The organism is Collinsella sp. AM36-4AA (genome assembly GCF_003467795.1).
In the GTDB taxonomy this organism is placed as follows: domain Bacteria; phylum Actinomycetota; class Coriobacteriia; order Coriobacteriales; family Coriobacteriaceae; genus Collinsella.
The window spans coordinates 121965-138182 of the sequence record NZ_QSHS01000001.1; the positions used below are offsets into that span (position 1 = coordinate 121965).

At 57.0% G+C, this 16218-nt stretch carries 15 protein-coding genes; 3 read left to right on the forward strand and 12 right to left on the reverse strand.

Annotation, left to right across the window (positions count from 1 at the left end):
• Positions 1–53: 53 nt before the first annotated feature.
• From DW850_RS00530 to DW850_RS00540, 3 genes are all read right to left on the reverse strand, one after another.
• Positions 54–1067 (reverse strand): hypothetical protein, encoded by a 1014-nt coding sequence (locus DW850_RS00530; RefSeq protein WP_117736092.1) that lies wholly within the window; start codon positions 1065–1067, stop codon positions 54–56.
• Positions 1068–1533: 466 nt separating this feature from the next.
• A complete protein-coding gene (locus tag DW850_RS00535; protein ID WP_089572387.1) occupies positions 1534–1872 on the reverse strand; it encodes a PTS lactose/cellobiose transporter subunit IIA in 339 nt (112 codons plus the stop codon).
• A gap of 214 nt (positions 1873–2086) precedes the next feature.
• Positions 2087–3091, reverse strand: a complete 1005-nt coding sequence (locus DW850_RS00540) for a LacI family DNA-binding transcriptional regulator (protein WP_117785938.1) — start codon at positions 3089–3091, stop codon at positions 2087–2089.
• A 357-nt stretch (positions 3092–3448) separates the two neighbouring features.
• Here DW850_RS00540 and DW850_RS00545 point away from each other — a divergent pair, with 357 nt between their 5' ends.
• The gene (locus DW850_RS00545) at positions 3449–5224 is read left to right on the forward strand and encodes a lactose/cellobiose PTS transporter subunit IIB (protein ID WP_117785939.1); all 1776 of its coding nucleotides are present in this window, start codon (positions 3449–3451) and stop codon (positions 5222–5224) included.
• A gap of 66 nt (positions 5225–5290) precedes the next feature.
• Entirely contained in the window at positions 5291–6730 is a 1440-nt protein-coding gene (lacG, locus tag DW850_RS00550) for a 6-phospho-beta-galactosidase (protein ID WP_117758688.1), read from the forward strand.
• 321 nt (positions 6731–7051) lie between these two features.
• Here the strand turns inward: lacG and DW850_RS00555 are convergent, their stop codons facing one another.
• From DW850_RS00555 to DW850_RS00595, 9 genes are all read right to left on the reverse strand, one after another.
• Positions 7052–8422: an ATP-binding protein gene (locus DW850_RS00555; protein WP_117785940.1), complete on the reverse strand. Its 1371-nt coding sequence runs from the start codon at positions 8420–8422 to the stop codon at positions 7052–7054.
• Positions 8423–8721: 299 nt separating this feature from the next.
• Complete coding sequence (locus DW850_RS00560; RefSeq protein ID WP_199411133.1) at positions 8722–8913, reverse strand: hypothetical protein; 192 nt, start codon at positions 8911–8913, stop codon at positions 8722–8724.
• A 105-nt stretch (positions 8914–9018) separates the two neighbouring features.
• The gene (locus DW850_RS00565) at positions 9019–9291 is read right to left on the reverse strand and encodes an HPr family phosphocarrier protein (protein ID WP_117785941.1); all 273 of its coding nucleotides are present in this window, start codon (positions 9289–9291) and stop codon (positions 9019–9021) included.
• Positions 9292–9429: 138 nt separating this feature from the next.
• Entirely contained in the window at positions 9430–10116 is a 687-nt protein-coding gene (locus tag DW850_RS00570) for an RDD family protein (protein ID WP_117716312.1), read from the reverse strand.
• 3 nt (positions 10117–10119) lie between these two features.
• Positions 10120–11193 (reverse strand): M24 family metallopeptidase, encoded by a 1074-nt coding sequence (locus DW850_RS00575; protein WP_117716311.1) that lies wholly within the window; start codon positions 11191–11193, stop codon positions 10120–10122.
• 104 nt (positions 11194–11297) lie between these two features.
• Positions 11298–12656: a PTS sugar transporter subunit IIC gene (locus DW850_RS00580; RefSeq protein ID WP_117716310.1), complete on the reverse strand. Its 1359-nt coding sequence runs from the start codon at positions 12654–12656 to the stop codon at positions 11298–11300.
• Positions 12657–12695: 39 nt separating this feature from the next.
• Complete coding sequence (locus DW850_RS00585; RefSeq protein WP_199412180.1) at positions 12696–13058, reverse strand: PTS sugar transporter subunit IIB; 363 nt, start codon at positions 13056–13058, stop codon at positions 12696–12698.
• A 93-nt stretch (positions 13059–13151) separates the two neighbouring features.
• Positions 13152–13484, reverse strand: a complete 333-nt coding sequence (locus DW850_RS00590; RefSeq protein WP_233508986.1) for a PTS lactose/cellobiose transporter subunit IIA — start codon at positions 13482–13484, stop codon at positions 13152–13154.
• A gap of 79 nt (positions 13485–13563) precedes the next feature.
• On the reverse strand, positions 13564–14610 hold the full coding sequence (locus DW850_RS00595) for an aminopeptidase (protein WP_117716308.1): 1047 nt from the start codon (positions 14608–14610) through the stop codon (positions 13564–13566).
• Positions 14611–14890: 280 nt separating this feature from the next.
• On the opposite strand from DW850_RS00595, the gene DW850_RS00600 reads away from it, so the two are divergent.
• A complete protein-coding gene (locus DW850_RS00600; RefSeq protein ID WP_117716307.1) occupies positions 14891–16078 on the forward strand; it encodes a MalY/PatB family protein in 1188 nt (395 codons plus the stop codon).
• Positions 16079–16218 lie beyond the last annotated feature (140 nt).

A 16218-nucleotide genomic window follows, 5' to 3' on the forward strand; every position in this document is an offset into this window, starting at 1 on the left:
ACGTGTCTCGGCCGCCCTTCTTACGGTTGATCTTCCAAAGATCGCTTTGCCGCCTACTCAGACTGCCCACTCTTCTTGGCATGTTTGGACGGAGCGCTCAAGAAACGATCCGTCAGATAGTTCGCGGGACCGGAGACATCGATCCCCAGCAGCACGTGTCCTAGCCATAGGAACGCCACGAGCACCAGTAGAGGAATCACACACGAGGTCACGATCATCACAATGACGCCTTCGATGAGGTCGGTCACCTGCTGCACGATCTTGTCGGTCATCTGCTTGGCACCGCTGGTCACCGACGTGACCAGGCTCGAGGCCCCGTCAGTCAACTGCTCGAGCACGTTTTTGGACTCTGTAGACTCGGTCTTTTTCTTGCTTGCTTTGGAGCTGTCGCTATCTGCCGCACTCGCAGCGTCGGCCGCCTTTTGCTCGGCCTGTTCAATGCTGACGCGATATGTCTCGTCGACCTTTTGCGATACCCACACGCTTGCAGGCACCAACGCCATGCCGATCATGGCGACTACCAGCACGCGGGTCGCCACGCGACGCAGGACGGCACTCGTGCTCCAGCGTCCGTGAATGCCAAGCGAGACCGCAAAGAGCACCAACGCAAACGGGATTAAGATGCCCAAGCCAACCGACCACAAAATCGTGAGCAAGTATTTCTCTAGGTATAGCACGGCAAGCACGATACCGAGGTTGCCTGAAAGCTGTGCGAGCTGCTCGGCAACCGGCGTTCCCGTATCTCCAGGCAGCGCCGTGATGCCCGCAGACAGGGCAACGCACGAGGTCGTGAGCGCCAAAACGTTGCCCTTCTTTTGATCGATAACCTCGATGGTGGAGTCCCAAGTCTTGGTATCGGCAAAATGCGGGCGCGCGACAAAGCCCGACAGGAGCGCCATAACCACAAGGGCGACGATGATGCCAATCTGCAGTTTTTTGTTTGCGCACACGACATCGGACAGGCTGGGCTGCAGCTCGGTTACTGTCGTGTGCTCGGTTATCTGGACAGAACGCCCATGAGCTACCTCGTGCGCGCCTCTCTTTTGAATCAATCCGTTGTCCGGCATTTGGATACCTCCTCATTCCGGCCTGTAATGCGGTGGAAAGTATACCCACCCATCGAAAAACCGAACGGGAGGGCGTGCAGAAGCTCCATAACGCTGCTAGTCGAATAGTGCCATTTCAAAACTATGCCGGTTTACTACGATAAAACCGATAGGACCGACCACATTTGCTATTAGTAGAAAATGACAAGCGTTCTACCTGCGGCTTTGATAACGCTGTTCTTTCCATAGTTGAAAGAATGCGATTCATCGTAGTAAACCGGCATAGTTTTGTAACCGACAGGCCGATTCGGCATCGCAGCAAACCTAATGACCCGTTTTCTTCCATCCTCAAAGGATCAAATGCATGGCAGGATCGTCCCTAACTGCCGGCAGATAAGGAACGTCCCCAAGTGCCGGGTAAAAAGAAAAAGCCCTGTCGCGGGTTTGCGGCAGAGCTTTTGGAAGGGGACTTGATTGTGAGGATTCGTTAGGCAAGCTTAGCCTCGAGTGCGGCGATGCGCTTATAGGCATCGATGGTAAAGCGGGTCTGCTTCTCCAGGATCATGGTGGTCATGAGAGTATCCTGAGCGTGAGCCATGATGAAGGTCATCTCCATCTCACCGCCGCCGGCCTCCTGCGAAAGCAGCTTGGTCTGCGTGTCGTGGGCGCCGATAAGTGCATCGCTGGCATCCTTGTGCAGCTGCTCGGCCTTCTCAAAATCACCCTCACGAGCAGCATCGAGCGCTGCAAGCAGATCGGTCTGGGCGTCGCCCGCGTATGCGACAATCTCGAATCCAACCATCGAGATTTCTTCTTTGGTTGCCATATTGCGTTCCTTTCACACATGAACCAACGGAGAGCATCGCGTCCGGGCATACGCGCTGCGCTGTGTATGGCAGGAACATTAACATTCAAACAAAAAAGAACAGCGCAAAACGTAATTTCGAGCTATGAACGGTTGCTTTTCACCCGTGAGCGGTTTTTAAACCAATCTGAACATTCTCGAACACAATTAGCGGCTACCCAAACAGGTCCGCACCCTAGCGCACATCGCGCACCGTATCGCCCTCGACGAGCACACCCGGAAACAGCATGTGCTCCACACCGGGTGCAGCGCCCTCGGCGCCGGCAATCTTGTCGACCGCCCACATGCCGACGCGCTTGTTGTCAAAGCGCACCGTAGCCAGGCGACGATCGGGCACGATATCGCCCAAACTATCGTCAACACCCACCACGCTTACGTCCTCGGGCACGCGCCTTCCGCACGACTCGAGCCCGCGAATGCAGCCGTAGGCCATGGCATCGTTGGAAGCATAAATGGCCGTACAGGTCGGATCGTCCGCCAGAGCCTGACCGGCAGCATACCCGCTCCGTGCCGTCCAATCGCCACGGACGAGTCGCGGCGGCTCAATACCATGCGCGCGCAATGTCTCACGCCAGCCCTCCTCGCGTTGCATGCCCGAAAGCGAGCGCTCGGGGCACGAGATAAAGTGCACGGTCCTGTGCCCCTGCCCCAGCAAGTACTCGACCACCTGGCGCGAGCAATCGAACTGGTCGTTATCGACCGTCGAGCACAGCGGGTGCTCCAGCATGGTAACGAGCACCGTCTGCATACCGGGCAGCGGCTTAAAGGTGCCAAAATCCGCCGGCATGCGGTTCATGATCACAACCATGCCGTCCACCGGAAGCGCACTCATGCGCGTTGATGCGCTCTCGAGGGTATAGGGGTGTCCATCTACTTTAGTAAGGGTGATGGCATAGCCGTGTTTGTCGGCTGCGGCGGCAAAGCCCTCCATACGGTCGAGGTTGCCGGTACCGGTAATGTTGAACATGGCGACGCCGACCGTCTTGAACTTGCCGCGACGCAGCGACCGGCCGGCAAAGTTTGGACGATAGCCAAGCTCGCGCATGGCGGCGCGCACGCGCTCCTTGGTCTCGGGGCGCACGCTGGGCGAATCATGCACGGTGCGCGAGACCGTCTGCTCCGAGACGCCCGCGAGACGTGCCACGTCTTTGACGGATACCGATTTTTTAACAGCGGCCATAGGTCGATCTTTCTATGTCAACGATGCCATTGGTGGCACCCTACGCAGTCAAATGAAACGTCTTTAAGTATATCTAACGCCTCCTCCGCCATACGCTCACCACCCAAAACCTACCGTTCACCGACATTTTTGCTTCCCCGAACGGCTTTTGTAGTCCAAATGTTAACGTTGCCATTGTGCAAACACAGAGCCACCGGGCGGCTCAAACGTTTACGCATAAGGAATCGACGGTTCGCAGGCACAGGAACCATCAGTTCGCGTCTTTTTTTGTGTCGCAAAATGGCAACGTCAACATTTTGGCAACCAAACGCCAAAAGCTACCATCGTTGCTAACCCACCGACTCTTAGGAGCATTGCATGGAGCAACTCATCGCCATCATCGAAAAGGGCCAACCCTTTTTCAACGCGATCGCCCGCAACAAGTACCTCAAGGCGATCCGCGACGGCTTTATCTCCGTCATCCCCATCATCATCTTCTCGTCCATCTTCTGCCTGGTAGCCTCGGTCCCCAACATCTGGGGTTTCTACTGGCCCGATGACATCAACAACGCCCTGTGGAAGTGTTACAACTACTCCATGGGCATCCTGGCCATCGCCTGCGCCGCCACCACGGCCAAGCACTTCGCCGACGCCCAGAACCGTGATCTGCCCAAGAACAACCAGATCAACTTTATCTCGTGCATGTGCGCGGCCATCATCGGCTTCTTGCTCCTTTCGAGCGACACGATCGCCACGGACGCCGCCAGCGGCTTCAACACCACCTACCTTGGTTCCAAGGGCCTGCTGACCGCCTTCATCGCTGCGTTTGTGACCGGCATCATCTACAAGTTCTTCATTAAGCGCAACATCACCGTCAAGATGCCCGAGCAGGTTCCGCCCAATATCTCGCAGACCTTTAAGGACATCATCCCCTTCTCCGTCTGCATCACCGTCTTTTGGGTCTTTGACATCGTCTTCCGCGCCGCCTTTGGCTTCTGCTTTGCCCAGGGCGTCATCCAGGTGTTCCAGCCCCTGTTCACCGCTGCCGACGGCTACATCGGCCTCGCTGTAATCTACGGCGCCATGAGCCTCTTCTGGTTCGTGGGCGTCCACGGCCCCTCGATCGTCGAGCCCGCCATCGCCGCCGCCCTCGTTGCCAACATGACCGACAACCTGGCTGCGTTCCAGGCCGGTCAGCACGCTTCCGCTGTCCTGACCCAGGGTGCCCAGTACTTCGTCGTCTGCATGGGCGGCACCGGTGCCACGCTCGTCCTGGTCTTTATGTTCTGCTTCCTGGCCAAGTCTCAGGAGATGCGCGCCGTCGGTAAGGCCGCCATCGTCCCGGTCTGCTTTGCTGTCAACGAGCCGCTGCTGTTCGCCGCACCCATCGTGCTCAACCCCGTCTTCTTTGTCCCGTTTGTCTTTGCCCCGATCGCCAACATCTGGATCCTCAAGATCTTTATCGACTTCTTGGGCATGAACGGCTTTATGTACACCCTGCCTTGGACTGTCCCCGGCCCCATCGGCACCATCATGGGCTTGGGCTTCCAGCCGCTCGCCTTTGTGATGCTCGCCCTCATCTTGGTCGTCGACTTTGTCCTGTACTATCCGTTCTTCCGTGCCTATGACGCCCAGAAGTGCGCCGAGGAGGCCGAGATCTCCCAGGAGGAGCTCGCCGCCAAGAACGCCGAGAAGGCCGCCAAGCTCAACGACGCCTTCCAGGGCAAGGCCGATGCCAAGAGCGTTGCCGCCGGCGCCGCAGCCGAGGCCGTGAAGGCCGACGCCCCTGCCGCTTCTGCAGCACCCGCTGCCGAGGCAACGACCGCCAGCGACCTCAACGGCAAGCGCGTGCTCGTGCTCTGCCAGGGTGGCGGAACCTCGGGTCTGCTCGCCAACGCGCTGGCCAAGGCTGCCAAGGAGCGCGGCATTAACCTCGAAACCGCTGCCGAGGCCTATGGCAACCACGTGGATATGCTCCCCGACTTTGACCTGGTCGTCCTGGCCCCGCAGGCCGCAAGCTACCTGGCAGACCTGCAGAAGGACTGCGGGCGCGTGGGCAACAAGTGCGTCGCCTGCCGCGGCAAGCAGTACATCGAGCTCTCCCAGAACGGCGATAAGTCTCTCGCCTTCGTAAGCGAGCAACTCTCGAAGTAACTAACGCCCAGGGCCAGTCGACCATCAACAGCCGGCTGGCCCTTCGATTTAGACGATTGGATCATCATGTCCGTTAATCCTGCTAGCGTCACCAACCCGCCCGCGCAGTTTCCCGAGGACTTTGTCTTTGGCGGCGCCACTGCTGCCTACCAGGTAGAGGGCGAGACCCGCACTCATGGTAAGGGCAAGGTTGCCTGGGACGACTTCCTGGAGGCCCAGGGGCGCTTTTCCCCCGATCCCGCTTCGGACTTCTACAACCAGTACCCCGTCGACCTGGAGCTGTGCGAGGAATTCGGCATCAACGGCATCCGCCTCTCCATCGCTTGGAGCCGCATCTTCCCCAACGGCACCGGCGAGATCAACCCCGAGGGTGTCCAGTTCTACCACGATCTCTTCGCCGAGTGCCACAAGCACCACGTTGAGCCGTTTGTCACGCTGCATCACTTTGACACGCCGCTGCCCCTCTTTGAGAAGGGCGACTTCCTCAACCGCGAGACCATCGACGCCTTTGTGGACTTTGCCACCTTCTGCTTTAAGGAGTACGCCGACCAGGTGACCTATTGGTTCACCTTTAACGAGATCTGGGCGGACGCCTCCAACACCTACATCGAGGGCACCTTCCCCGGTGGCGTCAAAGCGCATCTTGCCGAGGCCTTTCAGTGCGAGCACAACATGATGCTCGCCCACGCCAAGGCTGTGCTGGCCTTCCACAACGGCGGCTTTAAGGGCAAGATCGGCGTCATCCAGTCGCTGGAGTTTAAGTACCCCCTCAACGAGAACGACCCCGCCGACATCAAGGCCGCCAACAACGAGCACGTGCTGCAAAACCAGTTCCTGCTCGACGCCACCTTCCGCGGCGACTACGCGCCCGACACCCTCGAGTGCGCCAACCGCCTGGCCGCCATCTCGGGCGGCACCATCGAGATCCTGGACGAGGATCTGGAAATCATGCGCGAGGCTGCGCTCTACAACGACTACCTGGGCGTTAACAACTACCAGTGCCGTTTTTTGAAGGCTTACGATGGCGAGAACGACCTGCACCACAACGGTACGGGCGAGAAGGGCACCGGCCGCTGGCGCGTCAAGGGCATTGGCGAGCATGTGAACAAACCCGGCATCCCCACCACCGACTGGGACTGGATCATCTATCCCGAGGGTCTGTTCGATCTGCTCGTCTACATTAAGCAGCGCTACCCCAACTACAAGCAGATCTTCATCACCGAGAACGGCATGGGCTACAAGGACCCCTACAAGGACGGTTTTGTGGATGACCAGCCGCGCATCGACTACATCGAGCAGCACCTGCGCTGGTTGCTTAAGGCCATGGAGGTGGGCGTCAACGTGGGCGGCTACTTCCTGTGGAGCCTGCAGGATCAGTTCTCCTGGACCAATGGCTACAACAAGCGCTACGGCTTCTTCTACGTAGACTTTGAAACCCAGAAGCGCACGCCCAAGGCAAGCGCCTACTGGTACAAGCACGTGGCGCAGACCCGTCGTCTGGACTAGTGGCTTGCAGTTGGCGTAATTGCCCTGCTCACATAACTTGTCCCCATTTCTCAGCCGGGGGCGGCACGTCACACGGCGCGCCGCCCCCGGCCTTTGTGTTTGGGCGGACCGGGAGCCGTTTGTCTCGATCTGTAATATTTAGCCGAGTTTTTCGGTCCCACCTGTTACAGATTGAGACAAACGTGGAGGCCAGGCCGAAATATCTAAATCTGTAACACTTAACCCGGTTTTGGACGTCTAGCTGTTACAGATCGAGACAAATAAAATAGACCGGGCTGACAATCTCAGCCGCATGCCCCCTTTTTGGCCGCATTCCACCGATCAGATAAAGATCGTCATATACAGAGGTAGATATATCCTATGCCCTTCAGCCCTGAGCTGTTTTGGGTGAAGAACTATCTCCTCTCCGACTCGTCGTTCAAATCTTCTGCCGAAATCGTCAAGTGAGATTGTTGAATACGATTTGGAAGATTTAACTTCAACAGGAGTGACCCGCGGTTTTCTAGCCGCATCTTCAAAGCCGCGCGAAACAAGAAAATCAATCTCACGCGTTCTGGGACGACTCCCCTCCGTTTTGGAAGGCTCCTGCCAGCTGTAATAAAAAAGCGAATGCCCCAGACTCTTGAGCTGCTGTGCCACGATATTCTCGATCAACATTCCTTTATTAATCGAAATTCTTCCAAACTGAATATCTCTATGGACATCCATAAGGTCCGGACCATCATCAAACGCCAAGCTCACGAGCAGTCCCGTGTCCGCCATATAGCATTTAAGCGAAGACGCGTCCTCGTGCAGTCGGTAACCCACGCTCGGATCACTGCATAAATAGCAACGGTTAATCAGTCGCGCATCCTCAAGCCAGATTAACGCCGACTCATATGTTTCAAAACGGGACCCCTTCTCCAAGCTGTCAAATTTGAACCGTTTATTTGCCGCAGATAATTGACCCGGAATATCGTCATAAACCGCCCGCGCACGTCTAGCGTCCGAACCTCCAAACTTGGCAATGTCCTCCCTGTACAGTGCGATAATCTGCCGTTTAACCCTGTCGCATCCTCTAAAATCATTCTCTGCCACAAAGGAGTCGACCGACTGAGGCATACCACCGACAAGCATATACTCATCAAATAATCTCATGCACGTCGCATGAACGCCGTCCGGAAGCGCGGTCCGAGATTCGCGCGCTTTACGGATCTCTTCTGCATAAAGATCTTTTCCGGTCGCCCAAAGATACTCCTCAAAATCGAGGGGCTCGAGAGGGATTCTTTCTTCCTCTGACGGTATGACAATGCTATCGACATTCTTTTTGATGGAGACAAGAGAGCCTGTCTCGATGTAATCAAATCTGCCGTCTTCTACAAGATGCTTTATGTATTCGCGCGCGATGGGAAACCGCTGCACTTCATCAAAAATGACCAGCGACTCTCTCGGTTCGAGGGCCTTACCATACTGCAGCTGAAGCATGCGTAAAAAAAGATCGACATCTTCACGATGGTTCAGAAATATATCGAGCGTGGCTTTGCTAGCAGCCGAAAAGTCAATGTACAGATAATCCTTGTATTCATTTTGCGCGAAGCACTTGACGAGCGTCGTTTTGCCAACGCGTCTTGCACCCTCAATAAGCACCGCAGTGCGCCCTTGCGAGCGTTCTTTCCACTCCTGCAGACGATCATATGCCTTCCGTTTAAACATAATCTCACCTCAGCATAATTTACGTGCTAGTTTACAAAAATACCGACCTTCAGATATATCTAATAATACAAAAATACCGAGCTTTAAATGAGCTTATAGCTACAAAAATACCGACCATTGCAATGGTTGAGACATACAGTAATACCGAGCTTTACGCATAACGGATGCTATGCCTCACCGTAAAACAGCTGCAACTCATCGCACAGGGGAACCTGCAATCTGCACGCGCACCTATTATGCGTCGTGATGATGTAAATACTCCGCAATGGCAGGGGCAAAAGTATCTCCCGCAGCACTCGCTAGCAGATAACCTGCGTATGCTCCTCGATGGCGGCGCGATCCTCATCGTCAATATCCGGCTCACACACCACGGCGTCCAAATTGTCCAGGCGGCAGAACGTGCAGAAGTCACGCTTGCCGATTTTGCTGGAGTCGGCGATAAGATAGCGCGAACTATCAGGAACCTCGGCGGACGTGCCACTCAAACTCACAATAAAATGCCCCTCCCCGATTGCTCGGAGAAGGGCATCTGCATTGGCGTTCTTGCCAAAATCGACGGCGCGCAAGAACGCGCACCCGTCCGCATCAAGAGTGCGCTACTCGCCGAAACCGCCCTCAATAAGAGCGACCAACGCGTCAACGGCGGCAACCTCGTCGTCGCCCTCGGCACGCAACTCGACCTCATCGTTCTGGGTGATACCCAAGGTCATGATGGCAATCATGGACTTAGCGTCCTTGAAGTCACCATCCTTGGAGGCGTTGCGAACCTCAATCTTCGAGGCAAACTTAGCAGCCTCGGTCGCCAGCGTCGCTGCAGGGCGAGCATGCAGACCAGTGGGGTTAACGACCATAACGTTCTTGCTATACATTTCTAACTCCTTCGTCGTAGACCGACCAATTCATTTAGCCCAACGCGCGCGTTAGGCAAGGTAGAAGCATGCCGGACATTACGCATGCATACAACAAGTAGGCCGCGGACAACGTCGCCGCGGCAAATTCACAGGTGACTAGTCCTGATACAGCGGATGCCCCTCAGTGGGAACCACGCGCGTGCCAGCCAGGCAATCGTGAACGCACCGGCGCGCGGGGACGATCAGGAACATGAGCAGAGACACCGCTGTAATAATCATGCCCGCGATTTCCCAGTAATAATTCACGTCAACGCGGGTGACAAGCACCATTGTCTCGCGAATATATCGGGACACCACATACCCGCTGCCTTCGAGCAAAAAGCCAACGATAACCTGACGCCAAATCAAGCGTCCGACGGAAGGCAAGCCGCCATCAAGCGTTGCGACACGAACATGCGCGATGCGCTTGCCCGGCGTTTGCCCCGGCCACGCCAGCAACGGAATCAGCACAAAGTATGCGATAGCGGCGAGCACGCACGATAGTCCGACCACGATACCGACGCTCCAGGGATACCCCATTGCCTCAAACACGTACAAGTCGGGGAGCATCGCGTTCTTGTGGGTCAGCGCAAGATAAACCAACACGGCTGGCAAGCCAGAGACAATACCACCCAAAATCCAGTCGATAACGTACGCGTACAAACGCGACAGCGGGGGCGCCGGCAGAATCGAGGATGCATTAGCCTTCGATTCCTTGTGAATCTTGCTCACAGTGCTCGCCGCAGGAGAAGGCATCTGCTCCGCGGTCGCCGCACGCGGCCGTTCCTTGCGCTTTTTAGCCATGCGCTACCTCACATTCAGAATGCGCAGCTGCTTATCAGTATGGTTAAGCGGGCATGCAACGCCGTCTTTCAACAAGACGTCGTCTTCAATGCGCACGCCTCCGACTCCAGGAATATATACGCCCGGCTCGCAGGACATGATCATTCCGTTGTCGAGCACAATCTCACCAGAGGGGTTTAGCAGCGGCAAGTCGCCACCCATGCCGATACCATGACCAAGACCATGGGTGAAATACTCACCGTAACCCGCTTCGTTGATTACACGACGTGCGGCCGCATCCACATCGCGCGCCACCACACCGCAACGAATGGTATCGATGCCTGCAAGATGAGCATTCAAAACGGTCTCGTACACATGAGCCATCCGGTCGGTCGGGGCGCCCAGGAAGCACACGCGCGTCATATCTGACTGATAACCGTTGATCTGCACACCGAAGTCAATCAGGATCGGCTCATGTGCTTGGACTCGACGGTCGGTAGGACGGCCATGAGGCATGGCGCTGCGCTCGCCGGTGGCAACGATGGTATCGAACGACATTGCCTCGGCACCGGCGGCAATCGAGTAATAGTGCACGAGTGCGGAGATTTCAAATTCAGTCATATCCACGTGCAACTGCTCGATCACCTTGGCGTACACGTCATCGGCAACATCGACCGCATGCTGGACCGCAGCAATCTCAGCCTCGTCCTTGCGCAGGCGCATCAGCGCCATCTCGCTGCCCAGCAGCGTAGTGCCAAAGCCCAAGCCCTCCAAGTTGCGATACTCCGAGATTGAGATTTCGGACTCCTCGATGCCCACCGTGGCACAGCCGCACTCCTTGAGCGCACGCTCGAGCTCGACCAAATAGCTCTTCCCCTGCTCGTGAACACGGAACTCCAGATCGAACTCGCGACCCTGGGCCTCGTTCACATAGCGGCCGTCCATGATGAGAAAACCGCGGTCACGCGTGATGAGCACCTTGCAACCGCTACCGGTCAACGTGCCCAGGTAGCGCTTCATGGTTTTACTCTTGATCAGCAATGCGTCGAGCTCGTGCTCGTCCAAGAAGGTACGGATATTATCCACATGTGCATTCATCGAACGTAGCGCCTTTCAAAGGAGCCCGACAATGAAGTCTCCCCCATCGCCGGGCTTTCATACTTTCAAAATTAGCAGGCGCAGGCGCCTGCTATTCCACTTGATTAGAAGTCGAGGTCAAGATCCTCGAGCAGAGCCTCGTCCTCAGCAGAGATCTCGGAATGTTTCTCGGCAGCCATACGAGCCTCTTCAGCCAATGCACGCTTCTCGGCAACCTTGCAGAAGGGGTAGTACACGATCAGTGCGAGGACCAGCTGAACCACGTTGGCCGCAATCGAGGTCCAAGACATGTTGGTCAGGAAGCCTTCCAGGAACACACCGACGTAAGGAGGCGTGAAGGTAGAGCAGGGTACCCAGCCCCAGCTCATGAACCAGAACGGGATGGAGGACAGGATGCCGCCGAAGATAACGAACGGGATAAAGAAAATCGGATTCAGAACAATCGGAGCACCGAACAGAATCGGCTCGTTTACGCCGAACAGCGACGGGATGAAAGCGATGCGGCCGATCTCGCGCTGGACCTTGGACTTGGAGAACATGAACCAGATAACAACGCCCATGGTCACACCCAGGCCGGTGAAACCGCCAAATGCGGACATGGGGCCAGGGGTGAAGATGTGGGTAGCGACACCACCGGCCTGAACCGCAGCGATGTTCTCAGCCAGGAACTGCGTGGAAATCGGCTGAACAATCGGCGACAGAACGGAGGGGTGAATGCCGAAGAAGAAGATGAAGCAGCGCAGGATGTGGTAGAAGGTAACCGCGAGCGGGCTGTCCATCGAACCGACGAGCGGGGCCAGGATGATCGAGAAGATCTCGTTGGGCATGATGCCGAAAACGCCCTGACACAGAACACGGATACCCAAGAACAGGCCGATGACGATAGCGGTGACCGGGATGATCTCGAAGGAGCTCGAGATGAAGTCGGGCACGGTATCAGGCATCTTGATGGTGAAGTGACGCTTCTTGCACCAACGGTACACCTCGACCGCGAGTAGCGAAGCGACCATGGCAACAAACAGACCCTTGGAACCCATGCCACGCAGCGCGATGCCGCCGGCCTCGTCCATTTCCATGCCGAGCAACAGGAAGGCAACGAGGGCCATGGACATGGAGCCGGGAGCGTCCAGCTCATAGGACTTGGCCAGGTGGTAGGCGGTAACGACGGAAACGAAGACCGACATCAGGCCCATGGAAACGTTATAGGCCAAATCGAAGTACTGGGTGTTGTTCAGAATCCAAACGGAGATGGGGTTGGTCTCGCCAATCATGTTGGGAATGGCGGCCGGGATCAGGCAGAACGAACCAATCAGTAGCAGCGGGGTCATGGCGATCATGGCCTTCTTAACTGCGGACAGGTGACGTTGCTTGTCCATCTTCTCGGCAACAGGGCCAAGATAGGTGTTCAGCAGGTTTTCGAATTTATCAAAGGCACTCTGCTTTTTCTCTACAGCTTCCGACATACGTCGCATCCTCCACTTCAGGAAATATCAAACAGGGGCTTACTGGTTTGCCTCGGCGGCCTCGCGGGCCATGTCAGCCTTCTTCTTGGCGATGAGCAGCTGCTTAAACACGGTAGCACCGTCCATCTTGCCGTAGGTCTCCTGATCGACGATCACGTATGGGATGTGACGAGGCTCAATCAGGGGCTTGATGGACTCGAGCTTATGGGCGATCTGAGGACCCATAATCAACGCGTCCATGTGGTCGACCTCCTGGTCCAGCAGGTCGGCAGCGATGGCCTTGAGCTCAAAGTCATCGTCGTTGAGCTTCTGGCTGTTGTGGATCGTCTGCTTGATGCGATCCATCAGCATGGTGGTGGAGAAACCACCGGCACAGCACAAAACGATGTTCATCTTTGCCATTGTTTATCCCTTTCTAACGGCAATTGAATACTGTTGGAGAAGGAACGGACCGCAGCGCTCGTAGCGCGCATCGCTCCTTCGCAGACGTGTTTCTTACGCCTGCTTGGCCTCGGCGTCGCGCTCCTCGAAGATCTTGACGATCTCCTCGATGAGGTCACGGGCGAGCTGAGAGGTCATGTAGTGATCCTGGGCATGGACCATAAGCAGGCTCGCAGCGGCGGCGTTCTCCGCGCCGGACAGGGCCTGGGTAATCACCTCGGTCTGGGCGGCATGGGCGGCCAGATCGGCCTCCTTGGCTTCGGCAAGCAGCGCACGGGCGCCCTCGTAGTCGCGCTCACGCACGCAAGCGAGCGCGGCGAACGCCTTGCCCTTGCTGGCGCCGGCAGAGCCGATGATGGTCATGATTTGCTGTTCGTTGTTTTCCACCGGGATAATCCCTTTCTGCTCGGCGGGCACGTCACCGCTTTGACGGCGCGCCCGATTGAAACCGTTGACTGCCGAAGCGCTACTCGAAGCTCTTAAGCTCCTCATAGGTGACGCGATCGATCGAGGTTGCCAGCGCGCATACCAGATCGACTGCCGCGTCCAAATCGGCACCACGCATGACAGACCACGAACCGTGGCAGTAGCGCAACGGCACGCCGATCACCGTTGCCAGCTTGCCGTCTCCCACTAGATGAGCGGTGCCGGCATCGGTGCCGCCGCCCTTGAACAGGTCACGCTGGAAGGGGATGTTGTTCTTCTCGGCGGTGTCCACGATGAAGTGCAGCAGCTTCTCGTTGGGGACATGCATGCGGTCGTAGTGCACGATCATGGGACCGTGGCCGTTCTTGCGGCTGTTATTCCAACCGCGATCGAACTCGGGCGGATTAGCGATGTCCACTGGGATGACGATATCGGCATCCAGGTGCGCCGCAGCCGTCTGAGCACCACGGCAGCCAACCTCCTCGGAAGAGGAACCGGCGAACCACAGCTCGGCTGCGTGCGGGGTGTTGGCCAGGCGCTTCATGGCCTCGGTCACCACATACACACCGGCGCGGTCGTCGAACGCCTTGCCCAGCAGAATGTCACTCACGGGCTTGAGCTCGCACTCGGCCGCAAAGGTTCCCCAGTCGCCAATCTCAATGCCCAGCTCACGGACTTCTTCAGCCGTCTCGCAGCCAAAGTCGATGTACATATCGGTCGGAGTGCCGTCGGTATCGCGCTTGGCAAACAACACGCCGCGAACTTTCTCGCCGCTACGCGTCTTGATGCGCACAATCTGGCTCTCGACGCTGTTCTTACGCGGGCCGCCCACGCCGATCACATGAACCATGCCGATATCGGAAATATAGCGAACCATAAAGCCGGCCTCGTCCATGTGGCCGGTGAACAGAATGCGGACCGGATTCTCCTCGGTACCCGCGCTCTTAAACATGATCGAACCGAGTTTGTCGTACTCGACGGCGTCGGCGATATCGTCAAGCTCGGCATGCATGATGGAGCGGACCTCGCCCTCGCGGCAAGCGACAGCGTCGGCGTTGCTCAAGGCGAACATAAGCTCCTTGTTCATAGGTAACCCCCCTTGTGGTCGTATGGCGGCGCCCGTAGTGGCGGCGTCTGTATGCGAGTGTATCGACAGCGCGCCGCAAATGATGTATCCGGGCTTTCACCGTAGCGGTGAAACGGTGAAAGCCCCTCCCCTTTCACCACGGCCGTGCAATTACTGGGGATGGGGCTCCATATGCATCTTTGTCATACTTATCTGCAACATACGCCGCTGATGCGAACCACGCCGGCGGTGTGCGACCCACATCCGCGGGTCGCGCCTATATCGCCGAGGAGGATACCTTATGCCGGTTTACGACTTCGATTCCATGGCTGACCGCTCGCTCGATCACGCTCGCAAGTGGGACCCCGCCATCATCAAGCAGAAATTCCCTAAGGCTGGGGATGACTACATTCCCATGTGGATCGCCGACATGGACTTTGCCGCCGCCCCCGCAATCTGCACGCGTCTGGCCGAGGTAGCCCAAAACGGAGCATACGGCTATGGCTATGCGCACGACGGCTTTTACAACGCCGTCATCAACTGGCAGCGCCGCCGCCATAACAACGAGGTCAAGCGCGAGTGGATCACACTCGCCTATGGAACCGTCCCGACCATCCACTACCTGTATCAGGCATTCTGCCAGCCCAACGACTGCGTCATCCTCAACACGCCGGTCTACGACCCCTTTGGCTACGCGGCGCACAACAACGGGTTCCGCGTAATCGAAAACCCGCTCATCTATCGCGATCGCACCTATCGCATCGACTTCGACCTGCTCGAGGAACAGATGGATCGTTTCCGTCCACGCGTGCACCTGTTCTGCTCGCCGCACAACCCCGGTGGTCGCATCTGGACGCTCGATGAAATCACCCGCGTCGCCGAGATCTGCCACAAGTACAACTGCTTACTGGTGGTCGATGAGGTTCACTGCGAGCACATCATGGCCGGCTCGTTCATCTCGGCCCTGCAGCTGCCCGAGCGTTATCTGGACAACCTTATCGTACTCACCTCGCCCAACAAGGGCTTTAATCTGGGCGGCCTCAAGACTTCCTACTCTATGATCCCCAGCGAGCGCATCCGCACTATCTTCCGCCATCGCCTGGAGATGAACTCTATTACCTCTCCCAACACGTTTGGCTGCGCCGCCATCATCGCCGCTTACGATGAGTCCGAGGAGTGGCTGGACCAGATCACCGACTATCTGCGCGAGTCTTATGCACAGACCGCCGCCTTCATCGAGGAGAAGATGAAGGGTTGGGAGCTCATGCGTATGGATGCATCCTACCTACCGTGGGTGAACATCGCTGGCACGGGCGCCACGGCAACCGAAATCTGCAACCACATGGCAGCGAAGGCGGGCGTCATCGTGGGCGATGGCACCTTCTATGTCGCGAACGGCGCCGACTTCGTGCGCTTGAACCTGGGCATGCCTCGCAAGCTGGTCATCGAGGCCATGGATCGCATGGCTACCCACCAGCTCATCAAGTAGACCTCGCCCGCGTATCAAAGGCCCTCCTTTCATGCAACGCCCGCCCGAGTATGTGCTCGAGCGGGCGTTGTTATTTATGAGTTGAAATGTCGCGAAGCGACAAGCGAGAAGGCGACCACCCGACAGAGGGCCTTTTTGAC